21 protein-coding genes are annotated in these 22,642 nt (G+C 69.4%); 9 read left to right on the top strand and 12 right to left on the bottom strand.

All coding sequences use genetic code 11. The annotated features are described in order from the left end of the window. The 3 genes from VV867_RS04855 to VV867_RS04845 form a co-directional block, all read left to right on the top strand. A partial coding sequence (locus VV867_RS04855) for a dTDP-4-dehydrorhamnose 3,5-epimerase family protein (protein WP_328565754.1) occupies positions 1-165 on the top strand: 165 nt, incomplete at its 5' end. 139 nt (positions 166-304) lie between these two features. Further along, a complete protein-coding gene (locus VV867_RS04850) occupies positions 305-709 on the top strand; it encodes a YbaY family lipoprotein (protein WP_328565751.1) in 405 nt (134 codons plus the stop codon). A gap of 112 nt (positions 710-821) precedes the next feature. Beyond that, complete coding sequence (locus VV867_RS04845) at positions 822-1,499, top strand: DUF4197 domain-containing protein (protein ID WP_109934412.1); 678 nt, start codon at positions 822-824, stop codon at positions 1,497-1,499. A 373-nt stretch (positions 1,500-1,872) separates the two neighbouring features. On the opposite strand, the gene VV867_RS04840 is transcribed toward VV867_RS04845, so the two are convergent. Continuing rightward, positions 1,873-3,000: an aromatic ring-hydroxylating oxygenase subunit alpha gene (locus VV867_RS04840; RefSeq protein ID WP_328565750.1), complete on the bottom strand. Its 1,128-nt coding sequence runs from the start codon at positions 2,998-3,000 to the stop codon at positions 1,873-1,875. 17 nt (positions 3,001-3,017) lie between these two features. Next, complete coding sequence (locus VV867_RS04835) at positions 3,018-3,617, bottom strand: TetR/AcrR family transcriptional regulator (protein ID WP_109934414.1); 600 nt, start codon at positions 3,615-3,617, stop codon at positions 3,018-3,020. A gap of 102 nt (positions 3,618-3,719) precedes the next feature. Between VV867_RS04835 and VV867_RS04830 the strand changes: the two genes are divergently transcribed. Further along, positions 3,720-4,553 (top strand): crotonase/enoyl-CoA hydratase family protein, encoded by an 834-nt coding sequence (locus VV867_RS04830; RefSeq protein ID WP_109934415.1) that lies wholly within the window; start codon positions 3,720-3,722, stop codon positions 4,551-4,553. 585 nt (positions 4,554-5,138) lie between these two features. Here the strand turns inward: VV867_RS04830 and VV867_RS04825 are convergent. Next, positions 5,139-8,210 carry an efflux RND transporter permease subunit gene (locus tag VV867_RS04825; protein ID WP_328565749.1) on the bottom strand — a complete coding sequence of 1,024 codons (3,072 nt, stop codon included), beginning with the start codon at positions 8,208-8,210 and terminating at the stop codon, positions 5,139-5,141. 6 nt (positions 8,211-8,216) lie between these two features. Next, positions 8,217-9,320, bottom strand: a complete 1,104-nt coding sequence (locus VV867_RS04820; protein WP_109934417.1) for an efflux RND transporter periplasmic adaptor subunit — start codon at positions 9,318-9,320, stop codon at positions 8,217-8,219. Between the two features lie 97 nt (positions 9,321-9,417). Here VV867_RS04820 and VV867_RS04815 point away from each other — a divergent pair, with 97 nt between their 5' ends. Next, positions 9,418-10,050 carry a TetR/AcrR family transcriptional regulator gene (locus tag VV867_RS04815; protein WP_275628920.1) on the top strand — a complete coding sequence of 211 codons (633 nt, stop codon included), beginning with the start codon at positions 9,418-9,420 and terminating at the stop codon, positions 10,048-10,050. 449 nt (positions 10,051-10,499) lie between these two features. On the opposite strand, the gene VV867_RS04810 is transcribed toward VV867_RS04815, so the two are convergent. The 7 genes from VV867_RS04810 to ppc form a co-directional block, all read right to left on the bottom strand. Next, positions 10,500-11,285: a class I SAM-dependent methyltransferase gene (locus VV867_RS04810; RefSeq protein ID WP_328565748.1), complete on the bottom strand. Its 786-nt coding sequence runs from the start codon at positions 11,283-11,285 to the stop codon at positions 10,500-10,502. A 47-nt stretch (positions 11,286-11,332) separates the two neighbouring features. Then, entirely contained in the window at positions 11,333-12,160 is an 828-nt protein-coding gene (locus tag VV867_RS04805) for an isocitrate lyase/PEP mutase family protein (protein ID WP_089391532.1), read from the bottom strand. A gap of 50 nt (positions 12,161-12,210) precedes the next feature. Then, positions 12,211-13,071 carry a DUF72 domain-containing protein gene (locus VV867_RS04800; RefSeq protein WP_275630425.1) on the bottom strand — a complete coding sequence of 287 codons (861 nt, stop codon included), beginning with the start codon at positions 13,069-13,071 and terminating at the stop codon, positions 12,211-12,213. Next, the gene (locus VV867_RS04795; RefSeq protein ID WP_328565747.1) at positions 13,068-13,418 is read right to left on the bottom strand and encodes a hypothetical protein; all 351 of its coding nucleotides are present in this window, start codon (positions 13,416-13,418) and stop codon (positions 13,068-13,070) included. Before VV867_RS04795 ends, VV867_RS04800 begins: the two co-directional genes overlap by 4 nt. A gap of 64 nt (positions 13,419-13,482) precedes the next feature. Then, positions 13,483-14,157 (bottom strand): tRNA (adenosine(37)-N6)-threonylcarbamoyltransferase complex dimerization subunit type 1 TsaB, encoded by a 675-nt coding sequence (tsaB, locus tag VV867_RS04790; RefSeq protein WP_328565746.1) that lies wholly within the window; start codon positions 14,155-14,157, stop codon positions 13,483-13,485. A gap of 87 nt (positions 14,158-14,244) precedes the next feature. Next, the gene (gene adk / locus VV867_RS04785) at positions 14,245-14,892 is read right to left on the bottom strand and encodes an adenylate kinase (protein ID WP_089391528.1); all 648 of its coding nucleotides are present in this window, start codon (positions 14,890-14,892) and stop codon (positions 14,245-14,247) included. A gap of 160 nt (positions 14,893-15,052) precedes the next feature. Beyond that, on the bottom strand, positions 15,053-17,689 hold the full coding sequence (gene ppc / locus VV867_RS04780; RefSeq protein ID WP_328565745.1) for a phosphoenolpyruvate carboxylase: 2,637 nt from the start codon (positions 17,687-17,689) through the stop codon (positions 15,053-15,055). Positions 17,690-17,883: 194 nt separating this feature from the next. Between ppc and VV867_RS04775 the strand changes: the two genes are divergently transcribed. Continuing rightward, a complete protein-coding gene (locus VV867_RS04775) occupies positions 17,884-18,231 on the top strand; it encodes a pilin assembly protein (RefSeq protein ID WP_089391526.1) in 348 nt (115 codons plus the stop codon). A gap of 142 nt (positions 18,232-18,373) precedes the next feature. Here VV867_RS04775 and cadR read toward each other — a convergent pair whose 3' ends face one another. Then, positions 18,374-18,841: a Cd(II)/Pb(II)-responsive transcriptional regulator gene (gene cadR, locus VV867_RS04770; RefSeq protein ID WP_074985207.1), complete on the bottom strand. Its 468-nt coding sequence runs from the start codon at positions 18,839-18,841 to the stop codon at positions 18,374-18,376. 85 nt (positions 18,842-18,926) lie between these two features. Between cadR and VV867_RS04765 the strand changes: the two genes are divergently transcribed. The 3 genes from VV867_RS04765 to VV867_RS04755 all read left to right on the top strand — a co-directional run bounded on the left by VV867_RS04765 (position 18,927) and on the right by VV867_RS04755 (position 22,601). Next, positions 18,927-21,191 (top strand): heavy metal translocating P-type ATPase, encoded by a 2,265-nt coding sequence (locus VV867_RS04765; protein ID WP_328565744.1) that lies wholly within the window; start codon positions 18,927-18,929, stop codon positions 21,189-21,191. Positions 21,192-21,374: 183 nt separating this feature from the next. Then, entirely contained in the window at positions 21,375-21,776 is a 402-nt protein-coding gene (locus tag VV867_RS04760; protein WP_328565743.1) for a DUF4398 domain-containing protein, read from the top strand. Positions 21,777-21,821: 45 nt separating this feature from the next. After that, positions 21,822-22,601 carry an OmpA family protein gene (locus VV867_RS04755; protein WP_089391523.1) on the top strand — a complete coding sequence of 260 codons (780 nt, stop codon included), beginning with the start codon at positions 21,822-21,824 and terminating at the stop codon, positions 22,599-22,601. The last annotated feature ends 41 nt before the right edge of the window (positions 22,602-22,642 follow it).

The following is a 22,642-nucleotide window of genomic DNA, read 5'->3' as shown; positions in this document are numbered from 1 at the left end:
AAGACCACCGATTATTACGCGCCGCAGCATGAGCGCTGCCTGGCCTGGAACGATGCCGAGGTGGGCGTGGACTGGATACTCGAGCGTCTCGATGGCATCGCTCCGCAGCTCTCGGCCAAGGACCAGGTCGGCAAGTCATTCAGCGACGCCGAATGCTACGACTGACCACTGGTTCCCCAAGCCCCGCCGCAACGGCGGGGCTGTTTGCCGCAAATCAGCGAAACCTGCGTTTACAACCCCCCTCGCAACCTTTGCGCCTAAGCTGTGTCGGATGACGCCCGTTCTATCCGGAAGGAATCCGCCGATGAAGCTCACCGCCCTCCCCCTCCTGCTCATGGCCGGCGTGCTCGCCGCCTGCGCTTCCAACTCGCCTTCGCAGCATGCTTCGCTCAATGGCGAGGTGTTCTACCTGCAGCGCATCGCGCTGCCGCCGGGTGCGCAGGTTTCGGTGAGCCTGCAGGATGTTTCCCTGGCCGATGCGCCGGCCGTGGAGCTGGCCTCGCAGACGCTGCCCGGCGGCCAGCAGGTGCCGGTTGCCTTCACGCTCGATTACGACCCGCAGCAGATCAAGCCTAGCCACAGCTATGCGGTCAGCGCGCGCATCGAGAATGCCGGCAGGCTGCTGTTCATCAGCACCGAGCGCCACGGCGTCAAGCTCGACGGCAGCGATCCGCAGCCGCTGCGCATCCGCGTCGACGCGGTGCGCTGATCCGTCGTCCCGCGGCCGGGTTCCGTTGCCGGCCTGGGCTCGCTAAGCTTGTCCCTTCGTCCTTCGCCGAGGCCCTCGGCGAAGGTTCCGCCCCGCCCCACAAGGAATCCCGATGCTGCGTTTCACCGCCCTGCTGGCCGGCGCCCTGCTGTCCGCCAATGCCTTCGCCCTGTCCCTCGCCAACCTCAGCCAGGCCGACGCCAGCGGCGGCCTCAAGGATGCCCTGAGCCAGGGCGCACAGATCGCCGTCAAGCAACTGGGCAAGCCCGGCGGCTTCACTAACGATCCGGCCGTGCGCATCGAGCTGCCGGGCAAGCTGGGCAAGGCCGCCAAGGTGATGAAGCAGTTCGGCATGGGCGCCCAGGTCGACCAGTTGGAAGCCAGCATGAACCAGGCCGCCGAGGCCGCCGTGCCGCAGGCCCAGGCGCTGCTGGTGGATGCGGTGAAGAAGATGACCGTGCAGGACGCCAAGGGCATCCTCGCCGGCGCCGACGATTCCGCCACCCAGTACCTGGAGCGCAGCAGCCGCGAACAGCTGCGCCAGCGCTTCCTGCCGATCGTCAAGCAGGCCACCGACAAGGTCGGCCTGGCTAAGCAGTACAACGCCTTCGCCAGCCAGGCCGCGGCCTTCGGCGTGGTCGATGCCAAGGATGCGAACGTCGAGGGCTACGTTACCGAGCAGGCGCTGGATGGGCTGTTCAAGGTGATCGCCCAGCAGGAGAAGGGGATTCGCGAGAATCCGGCGGGGGCGGCTACCAGTCTGGCGAAGAAGGTTTTCGGGGCGCTCTGAGGCCTGCAGAACTCGCGAAGGGTGTTTCCCGGTTGCATCGTCGTATCGGGTGGCTTCGCACCCTCTCCCCAACCCTCTCCCGCAAGCGGGAGAGGGGGCTGTCCTGAGCGGCCTGATAGACAGGCATCTATCCTGCTACAGCTGTGCGTCCCTGGAACCGTAGGAGCGGATTTATCCGCGATAGCCATGCACGGGCTCAGCCCATCGCGGACGGAGTCCGCTCCTACAGGTTGCCGGGAGGCGCGAGCGGACCTTGTCCGCGATAGCCAGACGTATCGGCGCGGATCGCGGATGAGATCCGCTCCTACGCTGCCCCACCCGCGCCATTCAAATGTAGGAGCGCGCCCTGCGCGCGAATCGCGGACAGTTGCTCCTACAAGCCCTGCTCCAGGCTCTGGTGGAACCACCGCAGCGCCACCTCGTAGGTCCCGTGCCACAGGCGTTCGCTGGCGCCGGCGCGGATGCCGTTCTGCACCCGCGTCGCCATGGCGAAGTCTTCTTCCAGGGCGGCGTAGAGGATTTCGTTGTTCTTCTCGAAATAGCGCCGCGCCTTCTCCGTCTGCGGCTCCTCCGGCAGCAGTGTGTGGCTGAGCACCCGCGTGGCCAGCGGGCCGTCGGGGAATACGCTGGAGAAGTCGATGTGGTCCGGCTCCACCAGCACCAGGGTGTTCGGCCACAGCAGGTACAGCAGGTTGCCGTGGCGGCGCAGGTCCCATTGCTCTTCCGGCTGCCCCTGCAGCTCGCGCAGGTTGCGTTTCACGTAGTAGTTGCGGATGTGCCGGCCGAAGCGCTCGAAGCTGCCCAGGTTGGGCCAGAACAGGTGGTCGATGGTGGCCTGGTGGGCCTTGGCCACGTGGTAGTTCTCCAGGAAGGTGTCCACCGTCAGCTTCCAGTTCACCGGGCGGCGGATGTCGCGCGGGTCGAAGAGCACGTGGTCGTCGATGGCGAAGCTGTCGAAGTCGGCGCACAGCGCTTCGCCGAAGAAGCTGTCCAGGTCCAGCGCCGGCCCGGGTGAAAGGCGCGCCCAGACCGCGCCGAAGCGCTCGGCCACCGGCAGTTCGGTGAGGTTCAGGCAGGCCCTGTCGACGCCTTCGAAGCCGTAGCCGTGGGGAATGCCGCGCAGTTGCCCGTCCGGGTTGTAGGCCCAGGCGTGGTAGGGGCAGACGAACACCCGGTTGCGCCCCGCCGCCTCGCCTACCAGTTGCGTGCCACGGTGCTTGCACACGTTCAGGAAGGCCCGCAGCCGCCCCTGCTCGTCGCGGGTCAGCAGCAGCGGCACCATCAGCTCGCGGGTGAGGAAGGCGCCCTTGGCGATCTCGCTGGAACGCGCCGCCAGCACCGGCTCGCGCAGCAGCACCTCGTCGCGTTCGCGACGGTAGCATTCCTCGTCCAGGTAGGCGGACACCGGTAGCGACGACGGCGCCGCCGCGCCATCGGAAACGCCCCGCTCGGCCAGGGCCAGGACCTTGCTCAACAGCTCCACCTGGGTTGCATGCTGCATGGAGCGACTCCTTCTGCTCAGTTCGACAGGGGCGCCAGCGCGCCGCGGATGAAATGCCACAGCTGCCGCGCCAGTTGCGCGGCCGGCGGCCGGGGCTGGCGCGCCAGGGCTTCCAGCAGGGCCTGGTGCAGGCCGCCGAGGATCATCGCCGAGACCAGTTGCGCATCCAGTTGTGCGTTGAGCTGCCCGGCGGCCTGGCCGCGGCGGATGTTGTCGGCGCCCTGGCGGATGTTCTCGGCGATGCGCTGGGCCTCCAGCGCGGCCACCTCGGGTTCGCGCGCCAGGCTGACCAGCACCAGCGGCGCCAGCGGTTCGGCATAGACGAACTCCACCGCGCGGCGCACCCGCTGCGCCTCGCGCTCGCTCCAGTCCTGGGCCTGGGGCAGCGGGTCGGCGGCCATCACCTGGGCCTGGTAGCGGTCGTAGAAGTCCTCCGCCACCGCCGCCAGCAGCCCGGCGCGGGAGGCGAAGTAGCGGTAGATCAGCCCCACCGAGACGCCGGCGCGCTCGGCCACCCGCCCCACTTCCAGGCCGCCGCCGAACTCCAGCAGTTCGGCGCGCGCGGCCTCCAGAAGGCTGGCGCGGGTTTTCAGGGCCTTGGCGGACAGGTCGGGCATGGCGGGGCTCATGGGGCTGGACAGAAAAAGTGAATTCAGTTTACTTATTTCTGCGAGCAAGCCAAGCCCCCATCCCAGGAAGCCACCACGAGAGCCCCGGCCATGAGCGAACCCTGCGTGCTGTACCGCGTCGACGGACGCGTCGCCACCCTCACCCTCAACCGCCCCGAGCGGCTCAACGCCATCGACGACCGCATGCCTGCAGAGCTGGAAGCGGCCGTGGCCCGCGCCAACGCCGACGACGCCGTGCACGTCATCGTCCTCACCGGCGCCGGGCGCGGCTTCTGCAGCGGCTACGACCTCAAGTTCTTCGCCGAGAACCCGCGCGGCGTCTACGGCAGCCAGGAAATGCCCTGGGATCCGATGCTCGACTACGCGCTGATGAAGCGGAACACCGAGCAGTTCATGAGCCTGTTCCGCAGCTACAAGCCGGTGATCGCCAAGGTCAACGGCCCGGCGGTGGCCGGCGGCAGCGACATCGCCCTGTGCTGCGACCTGATCGTCATGGCAGAGGAAGCGCAGATCGGCTACCCGCCGGCGCGCGTCTGGGGCTGCCCCACCACCGCCATGTGGGTCTACCGCCTGGGCCCGGAGAAGGCCAAGCGCATGCTGCTCACCGGCGACCTGGTCGATGGCCGCGAGGCCCAGCGCCTGGGGCTGGTCTACCAGAGCGTGCCGCTGGCCGAACTGGACGCCACGGTGGACGCCCTGGCCGCGCGCATGCAGGGCATCCCGAAGAACCAGTTGATGATGCAGAAGCTGATGATCAACCAGGCCTTCCACAACATGGGCCTGGAGACCACGCAGATGTTCGCCACCCTGTTCGACGGCATCACCCGCCACAGCCCCGAAGGCGTGCGCTTCAAGGCGCGTTGCGAGGAAGTGGGCTTCGCCCAGGCGGTGCGCGAGCGGGATTCGGGGGCGCCGATTCCCTGAGCCGCGACATCCCGCTCGTAGGGCGAATAACCGTTCGCGGTCATCCGCCGTCGGCCGTGCTACCGGGGCGCCCGGCGTGGCCGATGCCGATCGCGGACGGAGTCCTACAGGGAAATGCCACGCCTTCCGGCAACCTGTAGGAGCGAGCTTGCTCGCGAACGGACTCCGCAGCGGGGTTTATTCGCGAGCAAGCTCGCTCCTACGAAGAGCATTTCGGCGCGGGCCGCAAGACAGTCGCTCCTACGACCGTGCTTCCCAGGACCGTATCATCCGTCGTTGAAAACGGCGGATAACGTTTCCCGGTGACGTAGGCATTGGGGTCAAGAGCGCCCTCTCCCCAGCCCTCTCCCGCAAGCGGGAGAGGGGGCTGTCCTCTGCTGGAGGAAAGGCCGGCGTCAACCTCACACCTTCGCAATAGACAGTGCGTAGGGCGAATAACCGTTCGCGGTTATTCGCCGCTACACCGCGATCGACGGCCAACTCCACGGCCGAGCCCGAAGCGCCTCGCGATGGCGCTCCGAGGTCGATACCGAAGCGGCCTGGAGCCAAGGTCAATCGGCGTATGACCGCGAACGGTCATACGCCCTACGCAGGTTCCTTCTTGACCCTGAACCAGGCGGCGTAGAGCGCCGGCAGGAACAGCAAGGTCAGCGCCGTGGCGACGATCAGGCCGCCCATGATGGCCACCGCCATGGGCCCGAAGAACACGCTGCGCGACAGCGGGATCATCGCCAGCACCGCCGCCAGGGCGGTCAGCACGATGGGGCGGAAGCGCCGCACCGTGGCCTCGATGATGGCGTGCCAGCGGTCCAGGCCATGGGCGATGTCCTGCTCGATCTGGTCCACCAGGATCACCGAGTTGCGCATGATCATCCCGGCCAGGGCGATGGTGCCGAGCATGGCGACGAAGCCGAAGGGCTTCTGGAACACCAGCAGGAACAGGGTCACGCCGATCAGCCCCAGGGGCGCGGTGAGGAACACCATGGCCATGCGCGAGAAACTGCGCAGCTGGACCATCAGCAGGGTCATCACCACCACCAGGAACAGCGGGATGCCGGCGTTCACCGAATTCTGCCCCTTGGCCGAGTCCTCCACCGTGCCGCCCACCTCCAGCAGGTAGCCGTCGGGCAGCTGGGCGCGGACCGGATCGAGGGTCGGCGAGATCTGCTTCACCAGCGTCGCCGGCAGCGAGTCGTCATAGATGTCCGCGCGCACCGTCACCGTGGGCAGGCGGTTGCGCCGCCAGATGATGCCTTCCTCGAAACCGTACTCCAGGGTCGCCACCTGCGACAGCGCCACGCTGCGGCCGTTGTTGGTGGGGATGGCCAGGCTCGGCAGCTGCGACAGGTCCTGGCGCTCGCGGGCGTCGCCGCGCAGGAGGATCTCGATCAGCTCGTTGTCCTCGCGGTAGTAGCTGACGGTGGAGCCGGTCAGCGAACTCTGCAGGAACTGCGAGATGTCCCGGGTGCTCACGCCCAGGGCGCGGGCGCGGTCCTGGTCGACGTTGAGGAAGATCGCCTTGCTCGGCTCCTCCCAGTCCAGGTGCACGTTCACCACGTGGGGGTTCTCGCGCATCTTGTCCGCAACCTTGCGCGCCAGGGCGCGCACCTCGGCGAGGTGCTCGCCGGAAACGCGGAACTGCACCGGGTAGCCCACCGGCGGGCCGTTCTCCAGGCGGCTGATGCGGCTGCGCACCGTGGGGAAGTCCTCGGCCATGCGCTGGATCAGCCACTGGCGCACTTCCTCGCGGCTCTGCAGGTCCTTGGCCAGGACCACGAACTGGGCGAAGCTCGCCGCCGGCAACTGCTGGTCCAGCGGCAGGTAGAAGCGCGGCGAGCCGGTACCGACGTAGGCCACGTAGTTCTCGATGCCCGGGTGCCCGGCCAGCAGTTTCTCCAGGCGCTGGGCCTGCTCGGCGGTGGCGGACAGGGAGTCGCCCTCGGCCAGCTTCAGGTCCACCAGCAGCTCCAGCCGCGCCGACGGCGGGAAGAACTGCTGCGGCACCAGGCGGAAGGCGGCGATGGAGCCGACGAAGGCCAGCAGCGTCAGCACTATCACCGTCTTGCGGTAGCGCACGCACCACTCCACCAGGCGCCGGAAGCGCTGGTAGAAGGCCGTCGAGTAGGGGTCGTGGCCCTGGTCGCTGCCGCCGTGCTTCTCGGCGTAGCGCTTGGCCAGGTCCGGCAGCAGCTTGGCGCCCAGGTAGGGCACGAAGACCACCGCGGCGATCCAGGACACCAGCAGCGCAATGGTCACCACCTGGAACAGCGAGCGGGTGTACTCGCCGGTGCCCGACTGCGCGGTGGCGATGGGCAGGAAGCCGGCGGCGGTCACCAGGGTACCGGTGAGCATCGGGAAGGCCGTGCTGGTCCAGGCGAAGCTGGCCGCCTTGAGGCGGTCGTAGCCCTGCTCCATCTTCACCGCCATCATCTCCACGGCGATGATGGCGTCGTCCACCAGCAGGCCCAGCGCCAGCACCAGGGCGCCCAGGGAAATCTTGTGCAGGCCGATGTCGAAGTAGCGCATGCAGACGAAGGTCATAGCCAGCACCAGCGGGATCGACAGCGCCACCACCAGGCCGGTGCGCAGGCCCAGGGAGAAGAAGCTCACCAGCAACACGATGATCAGCGCCTCGGCCAGCACCCGGACGAACTCGCCCACGCCCTCGCGCACCGCCGCCGGCTGGTCCGACACCTTGCGCAGCTCCATGCCCGCCGGCAGGTTCTGCTGCAGGCGCTGGAACTCGTTCTCCAGGGCCTTGCCCAGGACCAGGATGTCGCCGCCGCTCTTCATCGACACGGCGATGCCGATGGCGTCCTCGCCCATGAAGCGCATGCGCGGCGCCGGCGGGTCATTGAAGCCGCGGTGCACCTCGGCCACGTCGCCGATGCGGAAGGTGCGGTCGCCCACGCGGATGGGGAACTGGCGGATGTCCTCCACCGAGTCGAAACGGCCGGTCACGCGCAGTTGCACGCGGTCGCTGGCGGTCTCGAAGAAGCCGGTGGCGCTCACCGCGTTCTGCTCCTCCAGGGCCTTCTGCACCGCGGCCAGGGGCAGGCCGAGGGTGGCCAGCTTGGTATTCGACAGGTCGATCCAGATCTTCTCGTCCTGCAGGCCGACCAGCTCGACCTTGCCGACGTCCTTGATGCGCTGCAGTTGCAGCTGGATGCGGTCGGCATAGTCCTTCAGCACCGCGTAGTCGAAGCCCTTGCCGGACAGCGCGTAGATGTTGCCGAAGGTGGTGCCGAACTCATCGTTGAAGAACGGCCCCTGGATGCCCTGCGGCAGGGTGTAGCGGATGTCGCCGACCTTCTTGCGGATCTGGTACCACAGCTCGGGGATGTCCCTGGACTTGAAGTCCTCGCGGGCGACGAAGGTCACCTGGGACTCGCCCGGGCGCGAGAAGGAGACGATGCGGTCGTAGTCGCCGGTCTCCATCAGCTTCTTCTCGATGCGCTCGGTGACCTGGCGCGAGACCTCCTCGGCGGTGGCGCCGGGCCAGTTGGTCTTGACCACCATGGCCTTGAAGGTGAAGGGCGGGTCCTCGCTCTGGCCGAGCTGGGTGTAGGACAACACCCCGGCGATGCCCAGCAGCAACATCAGGAAGAGTACGATCGGTCGGTTCTGCAGGGCCCAGGCGGAGAGGTTGAAGCGCATCCTGCGTCACTCCTTCGCCAGCAGCTTGACCGAACGGTTCTCGCGGTCGACCGGGCGTACCTGCTGGCCTTCGCGCAATACCTGGACGCCCGCGGCGACCACCCAGTCGTCGGGCTGCAGCCCTTCCAGCACCGGCACCCGGTCCTCGGTGTAGGGCCCGATGCGCACCGGCCGGCGGTGCAGGCTGGAATCCTTCGGGTCGACCACCCAGACGAACGGCTGGCCGCCCTCGGCGCTCACCGCCGCCAGCGGCACGGCCAGGGGCACGGCGCCCTCGTTGTGGATGTAGACGCGGGCGCTCTGGCCCAGTTCGGCCGGCACCTTGGCGTCGTCGAAGGCCACCCGCGCGGCGAAGGTGCGCGACTGCGGGTCGGCGGCCGGCGACAGCTCGCGGATGTGCCCGCTGAAGCGCTTGTCCGGCTGCGACCAGAGCTCGACGCTGACGCCCTCGCCGATGCGGAAGCGCTCGATGGCGTGCTCGGGGAAGCTGATCAGCACCTCGCGGTCGCCGTCGGCGGCAAGGGTGAAGACCGTCTGCCCGGCGGCCACCACCTGGCCCACCTCGACGCGCCGCGCCGAGATCACCCCGTCCTGCGACGCGCGCAGCACGGCGTAGTCGGCCTGGTTGCGCGCCACGTCGTACTCGGCGCGCACCTGCTTCATGCGCGCCTCGCCGGCGCGGTAGGTGTTCTCGATGTTGTCGAACTGCGACTGGCTGACCAGCTTGCGTTCCAGCAGCGTCTTGTAGCGCAGGTATTCCGAACGCACGGTCTGCAGGTTGGCCTCGGCGGCGGCGACCTGGGCGCGGTTGGCTTCCAGCTGCAGGCGCACGTCCTCGGGGTCGAGCTCGGCCAGCGGCTGGTCGCGGCGCACCCGCTCGCCGGTCTCCACCAGGCGCTTGGCCACCTTGCCGCCGATGCGGAAGGCCAGCTCCGGCTCGTGGCGGGCATGCACTTCGCCCGGGTAGGCCTCGGTGACCGAGCGCGCCAGTTGCGGCTGCACGACCATGGCCGGGCGCAGCGCCGGCTTGGCCGGCTCGCCGTTGCCACAGGCAGCGAGGGACAGGGAGAGGACCAGGGGAGCAGCGACGGACAAGACATGGCGGAACATGATGGATGACCTTTCGCGAAACGCAGTTGAATTTTTATACTTGTCGGTATAGTAAGAATACAAAACCAACCAGTCCAGTATTTGAATTGTAAAAAAAATGTCCCAGCCTCCCCTTTCCAACGGCCCCGGCCGCCCCAAGGACCTGGCCAAGCGCCAGGCGATCCTCGACGCCGCCAAGGAACTGTTCCTGTGCAACGGCTACGACGGCAGCAGCATGGAAGCCATCGCCGCCGAGGCCGGGGTTTCCAAGCTCACCGTGTACAGCCACTTCACCGACAAGGAGACGCTGTTCTGCGAGGCGGTGCAGGCCAAGTGCGCCGAACAGGTGCCGGAGCTGTTCCACGAACCGCCGGCCGACGCGCCCACCCGCGAGCTGCTGCTGAACATCGCGCGGGGCTTCAACCGCCTGATCAACAGCCCCGAGGCCATCGCCCTGAGCCGCCTGATGATCGCCCAGGGCGGGCAGAACCCGGCGCTGTCGCAGATGTTCTTCGACGCCGGCCCGCAGCGCGTGCTGGACCAGATGGAAAGGCTGATCGCCCAGGCCCAGCGCAAGGGCGAACTGCGCGAGAGCGACGCACGCAACGCCGCCGAGCACTTCCTGATGCTGGTGCAGGGCTGCCTGCACTTCCGCCTGCTGATCGGCTGCGTCGAGCTGCCGCCGGTGGAGGAAAGCGAAAGGCATGTGCAGGAGGTGGTGGAGTTGTTTTTGCGGGCTTATCGGCCTTGAGGCCTATGCCGTAGGCGCTTCTCCTGTAGGAGCGAGCTTGCTCGCGAATAGTACTCACCCGGGACTTCGGTGTTGTGGCTTGACTCCGCTCCCTCTCCCTAACCCTCTCCCTGAAGGGAGAGGGGACCGTTCGGTGTGCTTGGATGTTCTGGAGTTAGTCGGCAACTCCAGCGGTTTCCGGCTGAAACCATTCCTTGTCTCGGCACGGACATCTCCCTTCAGGGAAAGGGGGCCGTTCGGAGTGTTTGGATGTTCTGGAGTTAGCCGGCAACTCCAGCGGCCTCCGGCTGAAACCATTCCTTGTCTCGGCACTGACAAGCCCCCTCTCCCTTCAGGGAGAGGGCTGGGGAGAGGGGACAGACTTCGACATCGCTCCGGAGCAGGGCCTGACGCCATTGTTCGCGAGCAAGAGCTAGGCGCCCCCCTCGCTCCTACGAAAAGCCCACAGGTCAGGCTTTCAGCGACTTCAACGGATAGATGTCATACCGGCTCGACTTGCCTTCCAGGCTGTAGCTGGGCTTGGCGCCCTCGATGATCGGCGCCTTGCGCGGGCGCTTGACCACCACGCGGTGGCTGGCCAGGGCCAGCGCCGCCTGGAGCAGCGCCGGGGCGTCCTGGTCGTCGCCCACCAGGGGGCGGAACAGGCGCATTTCCTTCTTCACCAGGGCGCTCTTGTCGCGGTGCGGGAACATCGGGTCCAGGTAGACCACCTGGGGCGCCTCGCCCTGCCAGGCGCCCATCAGTTCGATGGCGTTGCCCTGCTGCAGCTGCATGCGCGCCGCTATCGGCACCACTTCCAGGTCGCGCGCGGCGCGGGCCAGGCCGTCCTCCAGCAGGGCGGCGATCAGCGGTTGGCGCTCGATCAGCTGCATCTCGCAGCCCAGGGTGGCGAGGACGAAGGCGTCGCGGCCCAGGCCGGCGGTGGCGTCGAGCACGCGCGGGCGTACGCCCGGCTGCACGCCCACCGCCTTGGCGATCATCTGCCCGCTGCCGCCGCCGAACTGGCGGCGGTGGGCGGCGGCGCCCTCGACGAAGTCCACGCGCACAGGCCCCGGCGAGTCCGGGCCCAGTTGCAGCAGTTGCAGGCCCTGCTCACCGACCTGCAGGGCGAAGTCCGCCACGCCCTCCTCCGCCAGTTCCAGGCCCAGGCGCTGCGCCCATTGCCCGGCGGCCTCGCGGCAATGCGGCGCCAGGGCCTGGACGATGATGCGGGGGGTGGCTGCGCTGGCGCTCATGCGGATCGATCCGGTACAAAAGCGCCGATTCTACCGCAGCCCCGGGCTCAGCGCCGGAACAGCGCGTTGAGGCGGGCGAAGGGCATGCCCTCCTGGGTCGCCTCCAGGTGCCCGCTGGCCAGCTCGGTGGCGGCGTGGAAGAAGGCGCCGTAGGCCACCCGCGCCAGGGACGAGCCCAGGCTGACGCGCTTCACGCCCAGCTCCGCCAGTTCGCTCAGCGACAGTTGCAGGGCCGGCGAGCCGACCAGCACGTTCACCGGCCGCGGCGCCACCGCGCGCACCACCGCGTCGATCTGTTCGCGGGTGGTCAGCCCGGGGGCATAGAGCACGTCGGCGCCGGCCTCGGCAAAGGCCACCAGGCGGCGGATGGTGTCGTCCAGGTCGTCGCGGCCGTGCAGCAGGTTCTCCGCGCGGGCCGCCAAGGTGAAGGGGAACTCCAGGGAATGCGCGGCCTGGACCGCCGCGCGCACGCGCTCCACGGCCAGCTCGAAGGGGTAGATGGGCGCGTCCGGGCGGCCGCTGGCGTCTTCGATGGAGCCACCCACCAGGCCGATGCTGGCGGCCAGGCGAATGGTCGCCACGCAGTCCTCGGGCGCATCGCCGTAGCCGTTCTCCAGGTCCGCGGCCACCGGCAGCGGCGTCGCCTCGACGATGGCGCGGGCGTTGGCCAGGGCTTCCTCGCGGCTCACCTCGCCCTCGGCGTCGCAGCGGCCAAGGGCGAAGGCCAGGCCGGCACTGGTGGTGGCCAGGGCCTCGAAGCCCAGGCCGGCGAGCATTTTCGCCGAGCCGGCATCCCAGGGGTTGGGCAGGACGAACAGGCCGTCGCGCCGGTGCAGGGCCTGGAAGGCCAGGCCGCGTTCGCGTTGGGTGGTCATGGGCGCACTCCGTGCCTGAGGGGAGCTTGCAGGTTAGCGCAACCGGGGCCTCAGAGCAGGCCCAGTTGCTCCACTTCCGGCTGCGGCAGCTGCAGCGCCGGCAACCCCGGCAGGCGCTCGCCCAGCAGGGCGTGGAAGCGCTGCGCCTGTTCGGCGGCGCGGTGGTTGTCCGGGGTGTGGAGGAACACGTGGGGCGTCAGGCCGTCCTCGATCCAGCCGGCCACCTTGTCCACCCAGGGCGTCAGGTAGGCCTGGTTGGCGTCCAGGTCCGGCCCGCCGATGAAGCGCACCTGCGGGCTGTCGCTGAAGGCCGCCGGGCGCACCGGAATCCTCGGTTTCTTCGATTGCGCGTGGCGCACCGCCGGGTCGTCGGAGCGGCAGGCGAACAGCGCCCGCGAATCCAGGCAGATGCGCTCCACGCCGCGCTCGTGGAGCAGGCGGTTGAGCACCCGTTCTTCCTCGCCCTTGTCGAAGAACGCCGGGTGGCGTACTTCCACGGCGATGCGCCGGGCGCCGAACTCATCCAGCCAGGCGGCCAGCTCGCCCAGGCGCTGCGGGCCGAAGCCGGCGGAAAGCTGCAGCCACAGCGGGCTCACCCGTTGCCCCAGCGGTGCCAGCAGGTCGAGGAAATCGCCGGTGGCGCCGAACTGCTCGCGCAGGTCGCCTTCGTGGCTGATGTCGCGGGGCAGCTTGGCGCAGAAGTGGAAGTCCGCCGGCATGGTCTGTGCCCAGCGCTCCAGCGTTTCGGCGCTGGGCCGGGCATAGAAGGTAGTGTTGCCCTCCACCGCGTTGAACACCTGGCTGTAGAAACCCAGGGTGTCGGCCGGGCGCAGGTCGGCGGGGTAGAAGCTGCCGCGCCAGGCGGGCTCGTTCCACGACGGGCAGCCCAGGTAGTACGGCAGGGCCATCAGGCGTAGAGGTCGATGCCCAGCACTTCCGGGGCGTCGTAGCCGCCCAGCGGCAGGTTGGCGGTGCTGCTGTAGCTGGCCAGGGCCTGGGCGGCGCGGTTGCTGACCGGGCGCTGGTAGGCCAGGACGTCGCTGAGGACGATGGGCAGGCTGCCGGTGCCGGCGTTGCCCGGCTCCACGTAGCGCGTCTGCGCCTGCTGCTCGAAGCCCTGGCTGGCGGCGATGGACGCCGGCTGCTCGCGACGCGCCTCGGCCTCGCGCATGACCTCGCGATAAGGCGTGACCGCGGTGCCGGAGCGGCTGCCGGAGTCGGGCGTGATGGAGTAGCTGGACAGGCCGTCGATGCGCATCTTTCAGGGCTCAGCGGGTAAGGATTTCACTCTAGCGAGCGCTCCCGGGCTTGGCAATCGCCGGTCAGCCGGCCTTGGGCGTGGCCACGTTGTCGCGCAGGTACACCGGCTGCGCCTGGTCCGCCGGCACGGCATCGCCGCGCTGCCAGGCGAACAGCGCCAGGTCCAGCAGGTCCTCGGCGTTGGGCAGCAGGCTGGCGTCCTCGGCCTGCACCTTCACCGCCAGGCGCTCGCGGTAGCCCCAACCGGTGCCGGCGCCGAACCAGTCGCCCCGGGCATCGCGCGGCAGCGCCACGTGCTCCGGCGGCAGCACCGCCTCGGCGCCGGCCAGGCGCATCTCGCCCTGCTCCAGGCGGTAGCTGCCCCAGTAGACCTCGTCCATGCGCGCGTCGATGGCGGCCGCCACCTGGCTGGCGCCATGCTCGCGGTGGGCGCGCTGGGCCAGCACGGCGAGGTCGGAGATCGGCAGCACCGGCTTGTCCAGGGCGAAGGCCAGGCCCTGCACCACGCCGATGGCGATGCGCACGCCGGTGAAGGCGCCGGGGCCGCGGCCGAAGGCGATGGCATCCACCGCCCCCAGGGCGATGCCGGCTTCGTCGAGCAGTTCCTGCACCATCGGCAGCAGGCGCTTGGCGTGCAGCCGCGGGATCACCTCGTGGCGGCTGAAACGCCGGCCGTCGTGCAGCAGGGCGACGGAGCAGGCTTCGGTGGAGGTGTCCAGGGCCAGCAGGGTGGGCATCGGGGTCTTCCGGCAAGCTGAAAAAGGGCGGGCATTATAAACGCCAAAGGCCCGCAAGCGGGCCTCTGGTGCAGGTCGGGCGGCGGCTCAGCTGAGCGCGGCCAGGACCTTGGCGGTGATCTGGTCGACCGAGCCGACGCCTTCGACGCGGCTGTACTTCGGGGTGCCTTCGACGGCGGCCAGCTTCTGGTAGAAGTCGACCAGCGGCTTGGTCTGGGTGTGGTAGACCGACAGGCGGTGGCGCACGGTCTCTTCGCGGTCGTCGTCGCGCTGGATCAGGTCTTCGCCGGTGACGTCGTCCTTGCCGGCGACCTTCGGCGGGTTGTGCTCGACGTGGTAGACGCGGCCGGAGGCCGGGTGCACGCGGCGGCCAGCCATGCGGCTGACGATCTCTTCGTCGTCGACGGCGATCTCGACCACGTGGTCGATGGTCACGCCGGCTTCCTTCATGGCCTCGGCCTGGGGAATGGTGCGCGGGAAACCGTCGAACAGGAAGCCGTTGGCGCAGTCGGGCTGGGCGATGCGCTCCTTGACCAGGTTGATGATCAGGTCATCCGAAACCAGGCCACCGGCATCCATCACGCTCTTGGCCTGCAGGCCCAGCTCGGTGCCGGCCTTGACCGCCGCGCGCAGCATGTCCCCGGTGGAGATCTGCGGAATGCTGAACTTCTCGGTGATGAAGCGGGCCTGAGTACCTTTGCCGGCACCGGGCGCCCCGAGCAGAATCACACGCATCGATATGCTCCTTAGTCTTGTTGAAAGCGAAATCCCGGATCTGCCTTATGGGGCCAATCTGAACATGCTTGAAATGGCGCAGGAATACGCCGAAAGGCTGATCAAGATACACAGCGCACCCTGAGCGCACAAGCCACCGGAAAGTCGTGGTCGGGGCCCCTCAGCCGGTGTTGCGCAGCCCCGCGGCGATGCCCGCCACCGTCACCAGCAGGGCCTGTTCCAGAGCGCCGCAGGCGTCGCCCTCGCAGCGTCTGGAACGGGCCAGCAGCTCCGCCTGGAGCAGGTGCAGCGGGTCCAGGTAGATGTTGCGCACGGCTATGGATTCGCGCGTCTCGGTGGCCTGCGCCAGCAGGCGCTGCTGGCCCGTCAGGCCGAGCACCACGCGCAGCGCCTGCGACAATAGGTCGCGTAAATGCGCACCTAATGGTCGCAGTTCCGATTGCACCAGACGTTCGTCGTAGAGTTGGGCGATCTCGCCGTCGGCCTTGGCCAGGACCATCTCCAGCATGTCGATGCGCGCGCGGAAGAACGGCCACTGGCTGCGCATGCGCTCCAGCAGGCTGCCTTCGCCGCGGTCGATGGCGTTGAACAGCGCGGTCTCCCAGCCCAGCCAGGCCGGCAGCATCAGCCGTGTCTGCGTCCAGGCGAAGATCCACGGGATCGCCCGCAGGCTCTCGATGCCGCCCTGGCGGCGCTTGGCCGGGCGGCTGCCCAGGGGCAGGCGGCCGAGCTCCTGCTCCGGGGTGGCCTCGCGGAAGTAGTCGACGAACTGCGGCGTCTCGCGCACCACCTGGCGGTAGGCGGCCAGGGAGTCGGCGGCCAGGCGCTGCATCTCCTCGCGCCAGGCCGGTTCCGGCGCCGGCGGCGGCAGCAGGGTGGCCTCCAGCACCGCGGCCAGGTAGAGGTCGAGGTTCTGCCGGGCGATGCCGGGCAGGCCGAACTTGAAGCGGATCATCTCGCCCTGCTCGGTGGTGCGGAAGCGCCCGGCCACCGAGCCCGGCGGCTGCGAGAGGATGGCCGCGTGAGCCGGGCCGCCGCCGCGCCCGACGGTGCCGCCGCGGCCATGGAACAGCAGCAGCTCGACGCCATGGGTGCGGCAGATGTCCACCAGCGCTTCCTGGGCGCGGTACTGCGCCCAGGCGGCGGCCAGGGTGCCGGCGTCCTTGGCCGAGTCGGAGTAGCCGATCATCACTTCCTGCGGCCCGGCCAGGGCTTCGCGGTAGGCGTCCAGGCCGAGCAGGCGGTCGATGCAGGGGCCGGCGTTGTCCAGGTCGTCGAGGGTCTCGAACAGCGGCACCACCCGCATCGGCCGGCGCAACCCGCACTCCTTGAGCAGCAGTTGCACCGCCAGCACGTCGGACGGCTGGCCGGCCATGGAGATGACGTAGGAGCCCAGCGAAGCCTGCGGCGCGGCGGCCGCCACGCGGCAGGTGGCCAGGACCTCGGCGGTGTCGGCGCTGGCCTGGTAGTCCGCCGGCAGCAGCGGGCGATGGTTGCCCAGCTCTTCCAGGAGGAATTCCTGGCGCACCGCCTCGTCCCAGTCCTGGTAGCGGCCCAGGCCCAGGTACTCGGTGATCTCGCTCAGCGCGGCGGCGTGGCGGCCGGCGTCCTGGCGGATGTCCAGGCGCGTCAGGAACAGGCCGAAGGTGGCGGCGCGGCGCAATGTGTCGAGCAGCGCGCCGTCGGCGATCACGCCCATGCCGCAGGCGTGCAGCGAGCGGTGGCACAGCTCCAGCGGTTCCAGCAGCTCGCGGTTGTCCTGCAGCACCGCCTCGGGTGCGACCTCGTCCTCGGCCAGCGCGCGTTCGGCCCAGGCCCGGGTGGCCCGCAGGCGCTCGCGCAGTTGCTTGAGCAGGGCGCGGTAGGGCTCGGCCACCGCGCCGGTTTCCGCCAGCAGTTCCTCGCTGGCCTGCTGCATGGAGAGGTCCGCGGCCAGGCTGTCGACGTCGCGCAGGTACAGGTCGGCGGCCATCCAGCGCGCCAGCAGCAGCACTTCGCGGGTGATGGCGGCGGTGACGTTGGGGTTGCCGTCGCGGTCGCCGCCCATCCAGGAGGCGAAGCGGATGGGCGCGGCTTCCAGCGGCAGGCGCTGGCCGGTGCCGCCTTGCAGGGTCTCGTCGACGTGGCGGAGGAAGTCGGGCACGGCCTGCCACAGCGAATGCTCGATCACCGCGAAGCCCCACTTGGCCTCGTCCACCGGCGTGGGCCGGGTGCGGCGGATCTCCTCGGTGTGCCAGGCCTCGGCCACCAGCCGGCGCAGGCGCCCGTCCACCTGCTCGCGCTCCTCGGGGAGCAGGTCGGCGTGGTCCTTGGCCGCCAGTTGCGCGGCGATGGCGTCGTACTTCTGGATCAGCGTGCGCCGCGCCACTTCGGTGGGGTGTGCGGTGAGCACCAGCTCGATGTCCAACTGCGCCACCTGGCGCGCCAGTTCCGCCGGCTCCACGCCGGTCTTGCGCAGGCGCCCCAGCAGCTCGCCCAGCACGCGCTGCTCGAAGGGCTGCGGCTCCTTCGGCCCGCGGCGGCGGATGCGGTGGTACTGCTCGGCGATGTTGGCCAGGTTGAGGAACTGGTTGAAGGCCCGCGCCACCGGCAGCAGCTCATCCTCGCCGAGACCGTCGAGGGCCGCCGCCAGCTGCCGCGCGCCTTCCGCCGAACCGCGCCGCGCCGCCTTGGCGCCCTGGCGGATCAGCTCGACCTTGTCGAGGAAGGCCTGGCCGTACTGGTTGCGGATGGTCTGCCCGAGCAGTTCGCCGAGCAGGTGCACGTCCTCGCGCAGGCGCGCGTCGATATCCGCCATGACGGGTTCTCCGTGTCTGTTCTACTTACAGTGCCGCCTGGCGACACCGGCTGACAAGCGTGCGACGAACGCCCGCGATCCTGCTCGGACAGCGTCTAGGCTGAATGTGATCCCGAAGGAATCGGGAAATTCTTCCCGGCGGCCCCAGAAGGGCCGTCTTCCACGCCGGCCACGAGCCGGCCCATGAGGTGAACATGAAGATCCGCGATCTGGTACGCCATTGGGAACAGAACGCCAGGGGGCGCATGACCAGCCACAGCTACAGCATCCCGCTGGACGTGGAAACCGCGGCGCGCCTGGCCGCGCTGCACGACATGTACCCCAAGCGCAGCGTCGAGGAACTGCTGGGCGAGCTGGTCGGCTCGGCCCTGGAAGAGCTGGAGGCGAGCTTCCCCTACGTGAAGGGGCAGAAGGTGGTGGCGCACGACGAGCAGGGCGACCCGCTCTACGAGGACGTCGGCCCTACCCCGCGCTTCCTGCAGCTGTCGCGCAAGTACCTGCACGAGCTGACGGGGCACCAGGAAGAACCGAGCCACAGCTGAGCCCATCCCGTAGGGCGCATAACGCCTCCGGCGTTTGGCCTTGGTCCCCGGCGGCTCCGGGACCAACCTTGGCGTTGACTTTGGCCTCGGTGTATCGGCGGATAACCGCGAACGGTTATGCGCCCTACGGCTGGAACGGGCTTCAATGCCTGCCATGCACCCCGGGCACGTGCAGGTGCCCGGCCTCGGCGCAGGCTTCCGGCACCGCCGAGGGCTCGGCGGGCAGCTGCAGCTCGCGGAGGATGCCGCAGTCCTCGCTGTTGCCGCTGCCGCTGCAGCGGGCGCGCAGGTCCTGTAACTGCTGGCGCAGCGACTGCAGCTCGGCGATGCGCACCTCGACGTGGTGCAGGTGCTCGTCGATCAGCCGGTTGGCGGTGCCGCAGTCGGACTCGGGGCGGTCGCGCAGGCCGAGGAGGATGCGGATTTCCTCCTGGGTCATGTCCAGCGAGCGGCAGTGGCGGATGAACGACAGCCGCTCGACGTGGGCGTTGTCGTACTGCCGGTAGTTGCCGCCCGTGCGCGCCGGTTCCGGCAGCAGGCCCTCGCGCTCGTAGTAGCGGATGGTCTCCACCGGGCAGCCGGTCAGTTTCGCCAGTTCACCGATCTTCATCAGCCTTTCCTCCCGGAACCGCTTGACTCTGTAGTTGCTACAGGGTGTGCAATCGCAAGCATACCGTCAAATGGGAACCGACCTGATGACCGACGCCAACAGCCGCCAGCCTGGATGCGGGCCCTGCTGCCACGACCACGCCCCCGCCGCCGCGCACCGCCACGAGCACGACCATGGGCATGACCACCACCACGAGCGCCCGCGCCACTCCGAGGCTGCGCTGGGCGCCGCCGCGGCCGCCGCCACCGGCGAGCTGCGCTGGAGCAGCCTGCGCATCGAGGCCATGGACTGCCCCACCGAGGAGCGCCTGCTGCGCGACGCCCTGGGCAAGCTGCCGGCGGTGGAGCAACTGGAATTCAACCTGATGCAGCGCCTGCTCAAGGTGCAGCATCGCTTCGACAGCCTGGAACCGTTGCAGAAGCTGGTGGCCTCCCTGGGCATGGAGGCCGAGGCCGTGGAAGACGGCCAGCCGCTGGCCAGCGCGCCGGTGAAGCACAAGCCCTGGTGGCCGCTGGCCCTGGCCGGGGTGCTGGCGCTGGCCGCGGAGGTCTGCGAATGGTTCGCCCTCGGCCCGCAGTGGCTGGTGGCCGGCCTGGCCGTGGCGGCCATCCTCGGTGCCGGCCTGCCGACCTACCGCAAGGGCTGGATCGCCCTGAAGAACCGCGACCTGAACATCAACGCGCTGATGAGCATCGCCGTGACCGGCGCCATGCTCATCGGCCAGTGGCCGGAAGCGGCCATGGTGGCGGTGCTGTTCGCCATCGCCGAGCTGATCGAGGCACGCTCCCTGGAGCGCGCGCGCAGCGCCATCCGCGGCCTGCTGCAGCTGGCCCCGGAACAGGCCACGGTGCTGCGCGACGGGCAGTGGCAGGACGTGCCGGCCAAGTCGGTGGCCGTGGGCGAGCGCGTGCGCGTGCGCCCCGGCGAGCGCATCGCCCTCGACGGCGAGGTGCTCGACGGCCGCTCCAGCGTCAACCAGGCGCCCATCACCGGCGAGAGCCTGCCGGTGGAGAAACAGGCCGGCGAGCCGCTGTTCGCCGGCAGCATCAACGGCGAGGGCGCGCTGGAGTACGCGGTGAGCCGCGGCGCCGACGACAGCACCCTGGCGCGGATCATCCACGCCGTAGAGGAAGCCCAGGGCTCGCGGGCGCCGACGCAGCGCTTCGTCGACCGCTTCGCGCGCATCTACACCCCGGTGGTGATCCTCATCGCCATCGTCACCGCGCTCATCCCGCCGCTGGCCTTCGGCGGCGCCTGGCTCGACTGGGTGTACCGCGCCCTGGTGCTGCTGGTGATCGCCTGCCCCTGCGCGCTGGTGATCTCCACCCCGGTGACCATCGTCAGCGGCCTGTCGGCGGCGGCGCGCGCCGGCATCCTGATCAAGGGCGGGGTGTTCCTCGAACTGGGCCGGCAACTGCAATGGCTGGCCCTGGACAAGACCGGCACCCTCACCGAAGGCCGCCCGACGCAGACCGACTTCCACGGCCTGCGCGGCGACGCGGCGCGCGCCCGTGCGCTGGCCGCCAGCCTGGCCGCCCGCTCCGACCACCCGGTGTCCCAGGCCGTGGCCCGCGCCGCCGAGGCCGACGGCCTGGCGCTGTATGCCGTCGACGCGCTGGAGGCCATCCCCGGCCGCGGCGTGAAGGGCGAAGTGGACGGCCGCCTGCACCACTTGGGCAACCACCGCCTGGTGGAGGAACTGGGGCTGTGCTCGGCGGCCCTGGAAGCCCGCCTGGACGCCCTGGAGCAACAGGGCAAGACCGTCATCGTCCTGCTCGACGACGAAGGCCCGCTGGCGCTGTTCGCCGTAGCCGACGCGGTCAGGCAGACCAGCCGCGAGGCGCTGGCCGAACTGCACGGCCTGGGCGTGAAGACGCTGATGCTGACCGGCGACAACCCGCACACCGCGGCCGCCATCGCCGCCCAGGTGGGCATCGACCAGGCCCGCGGCAACCTGCTGCCGGAGGACAAGCTGCGCGAGGTCGAGCAGCACCAGGCCGGCGGCGCGCGGGTGGGCATGGTCGGCGACGGCATCAACGACGCCCCGGCCCTGGCCCGCGCCGACATCGGCTTCGCCATGGGCGCGGCGGGCACCGACACGGCCATCGAGACCGCCGGCGTGGCGCTGATGGACGACGACTTGCGCAAGCTGCCGCAGTTCATCCGCCTGTCGCGCCGCACCCACGCCGTGCTGGTGCAGAACATCAGCCTGGCGCTGGGCATCAAGGCTGTGTTCCTGGCCCTCACCCTGGCCGGCCTGGGCACCCTGTGGATGGCCGTGTTCGCCGACATGGGCGCCAGCCTGCTGGTGGTCTTCAACGGCCTGCGCCTGCTCCGCCTGCGCTTCTGAAAGCCGCGCCGCAGACATGGCCGCCCTTCCGGGCGGCCATTTTTTTTGAACCCTCGGACAAGTCCTCAAGTCCCCAGTAGTACCTGGCAACCACGGGATAACGCCGCAGCGCAGGGCTGCGAACGGCCAGGCCGGGCATCGCCCGCTGAGAATCCGTGTTCCCCAGACGAGAGGACTCGACCAATGGAACTGAAAGCACACCAACCCCGCCTCGCATTCCTGCGCACGGGCCTGCTGATCGGCGCCAGCGCCCTGGTCCTGGCCGGCTGCGCCGGCAACCCGCCGAGCGAGCAGATGGCGGTCACCGAGTCGGCGGTCAACGCCGCGGTCAGCGCCGGCGGCCCGCAGTACGCGCCGGTGGAGACGAAATCCGCCCAGGACAAGCTCGCCCAGGCGCGCATCGCCCTCAACGACAAGGAGTACGAGCAGGCCAGGCGCCTGGCCCAGCAGGCCGAGTGGGACGCCCGCGTGGCCGAGCGCAAGTCGCAGGCAGTCAAGGCGCAGAACGCCGTCAAGGACGCCCAGCAGGGCGTGATGGAAATCCGCGAGGAAGGGCTGCAGAAGCTCCAGCAGCCACAGCAGTAGGCGCCCTTCCCCATTCCCCCCTCCGGATCATTAAGGACGACAGCCATGCGTAAACTCATCGCCCTCCCCGCCCTCTCCAGCCTGGCGCTGCTGCTGGCCGCCTGCGCCCACGAGCCCAACGCCAACCTGGAGAAGGCCCGCAGCGACTATTCCGCCCTGCAGGCGCAACCCCAGGCCACCCAGCTCGCGGCCCTGGAAACCAAGGACGCCGGCGACTGGCTGAGCAAGGCCGACAAGGCCTACCGCGACGGCGAGAAGCAGCAGGACGTGGACCAGCTGGCCTACCTGACGCAGCAGCGCATCAACCTGGCCAACCAGACCATCGCCCTGAAGACCGCCGAAGGGCAGCTGCAGAACACCGCGGCGCAACGCACCCAGGCCCGCCTGGACGTGCGCACCCAGCAGCTCAAGGACCTGCAGGCCAGGCAGACCCAGCGCGGCACCCTGGTGACCTTCGGCGACGTGCTCTTCGACCTCGACCGCGCCGACCTCAAGCCCGAGGCCAGCCACAACATCCAGCAACTGGCCAGCTACCTGCAGCAGAACCCCGAGCGCAAGGTACTGGTCGAGGGCTACACCGACAGCAGCGGCTCGGCCGGCTACAACCAGAGCCTGTCCGAGCGCCGCGCCGACTCGGTGCGCATGGCCCTGCTGGCCCAGGGCGTGGACCCGGCCCGAGTGACCACCCGCGGCTACGGCAAGGACTACCCGGTGGCGAGCAACGCCAGCTCCTCCGGCCGCGCACAGAACCGCCGGGTGGAAGTGACCATCTCCAACGACGCCAAGCCGGTGGCGCCGCGCTCGTCGGTGGATAGCGATTACTGACGCGGCTCTCCATGTAGGAGCGCGCCCTGCGCGATTCGCGG

The sequence above is a fragment of the Pseudomonas sp. JH-2 genome (assembly GCF_036231725.1).
In the GTDB taxonomy this organism is placed as follows: Bacteria; Pseudomonadota; Gammaproteobacteria; order Pseudomonadales; family Pseudomonadaceae; genus Pseudomonas; species Pseudomonas delhiensis.
The sequence above is the reverse complement of the archived record's forward strand: the minus strand, read 5'-3'. Positions and strand labels throughout refer to the sequence as shown.

What these genes read in the sequence shown, in the direction of transcription:
- VV867_RS04850 (WP_328565751.1), top strand. Translation starts at nt 305, where the DNA reads ATGAAGCTCACCGCCCTCCCCCTCCTGCTCATGGCCGGCGTGCTCGCC.
- VV867_RS04845 (WP_109934412.1), top strand. Translation starts at nt 822, where the DNA reads ATGCTGCGTTTCACCGCCCTGCTGGCCGGCGCCCTGCTGTCCGCCAAT.
- VV867_RS04840 (WP_328565750.1), bottom strand. Translation starts at nt 3,000, where the DNA reads ATGCAGCATGCAACCCAGGTGGAGCTGTTGAGCAAGGTCCTGGCCCTG.
- VV867_RS04835 (WP_109934414.1), bottom strand. Translation starts at nt 3,617, where the DNA reads ATGCCCGACCTGTCCGCCAAGGCCCTGAAAACCCGCGCCAGCCTTCTG.
- VV867_RS04830 (WP_109934415.1), top strand. Translation starts at nt 3,720, where the DNA reads ATGAGCGAACCCTGCGTGCTGTACCGCGTCGACGGACGCGTCGCCACC.
- VV867_RS04825 (WP_328565749.1), bottom strand. Translation starts at nt 8,210, where the DNA reads ATGCGCTTCAACCTCTCCGCCTGGGCCCTGCAGAACCGACCGATCGTA.
- VV867_RS04820 (WP_109934417.1), bottom strand. Translation starts at nt 9,320, where the DNA reads ATGTTCCGCCATGTCTTGTCCGTCGCTGCTCCCCTGGTCCTCTCCCTG.
- VV867_RS04815 (WP_275628920.1), top strand. Translation starts at nt 9,418, where the DNA reads ATGTCCCAGCCTCCCCTTTCCAACGGCCCCGGCCGCCCCAAGGACCTG.
- VV867_RS04810 (WP_328565748.1), bottom strand. Translation starts at nt 11,285, where the DNA reads ATGAGCGCCAGCGCAGCCACCCCCCGCATCATCGTCCAGGCCCTGGCG.
- VV867_RS04805 (WP_089391532.1), bottom strand. Translation starts at nt 12,160, where the DNA reads ATGACCACCCAACGCGAACGCGGCCTGGCCTTCCAGGCCCTGCACCGG.
- VV867_RS04795 (WP_328565747.1), bottom strand. Translation starts at nt 13,418, where the DNA reads ATGCGCATCGACGGCCTGTCCAGCTACTCCATCACGCCCGACTCCGGC.
- tsaB (WP_328565746.1), bottom strand. Translation starts at nt 14,157, where the DNA reads ATGCCCACCCTGCTGGCCCTGGACACCTCCACCGAAGCCTGCTCCGTC.
- adk (WP_089391528.1), bottom strand. Translation starts at nt 14,892, where the DNA reads ATGCGTGTGATTCTGCTCGGGGCGCCCGGTGCCGGCAAAGGTACTCAG.
- ppc (WP_328565745.1), bottom strand. Translation starts at nt 17,689, where the DNA reads ATGGCGGATATCGACGCGCGCCTGCGCGAGGACGTGCACCTGCTCGGC.
- VV867_RS04775 (WP_089391526.1), top strand. Translation starts at nt 17,884, where the DNA reads ATGAAGATCCGCGATCTGGTACGCCATTGGGAACAGAACGCCAGGGGG.
- cadR (WP_074985207.1), bottom strand. Translation starts at nt 18,841, where the DNA reads ATGAAGATCGGTGAACTGGCGAAACTGACCGGCTGCCCGGTGGAGACC.
- VV867_RS04765 (WP_328565744.1), top strand. Translation starts at nt 18,927, where the DNA reads ATGACCGACGCCAACAGCCGCCAGCCTGGATGCGGGCCCTGCTGCCAC.
- VV867_RS04760 (WP_328565743.1), top strand. Translation starts at nt 21,375, where the DNA reads ATGGAACTGAAAGCACACCAACCCCGCCTCGCATTCCTGCGCACGGGC.
- VV867_RS04755 (WP_089391523.1), top strand. Translation starts at nt 21,822, where the DNA reads ATGCGTAAACTCATCGCCCTCCCCGCCCTCTCCAGCCTGGCGCTGCTG.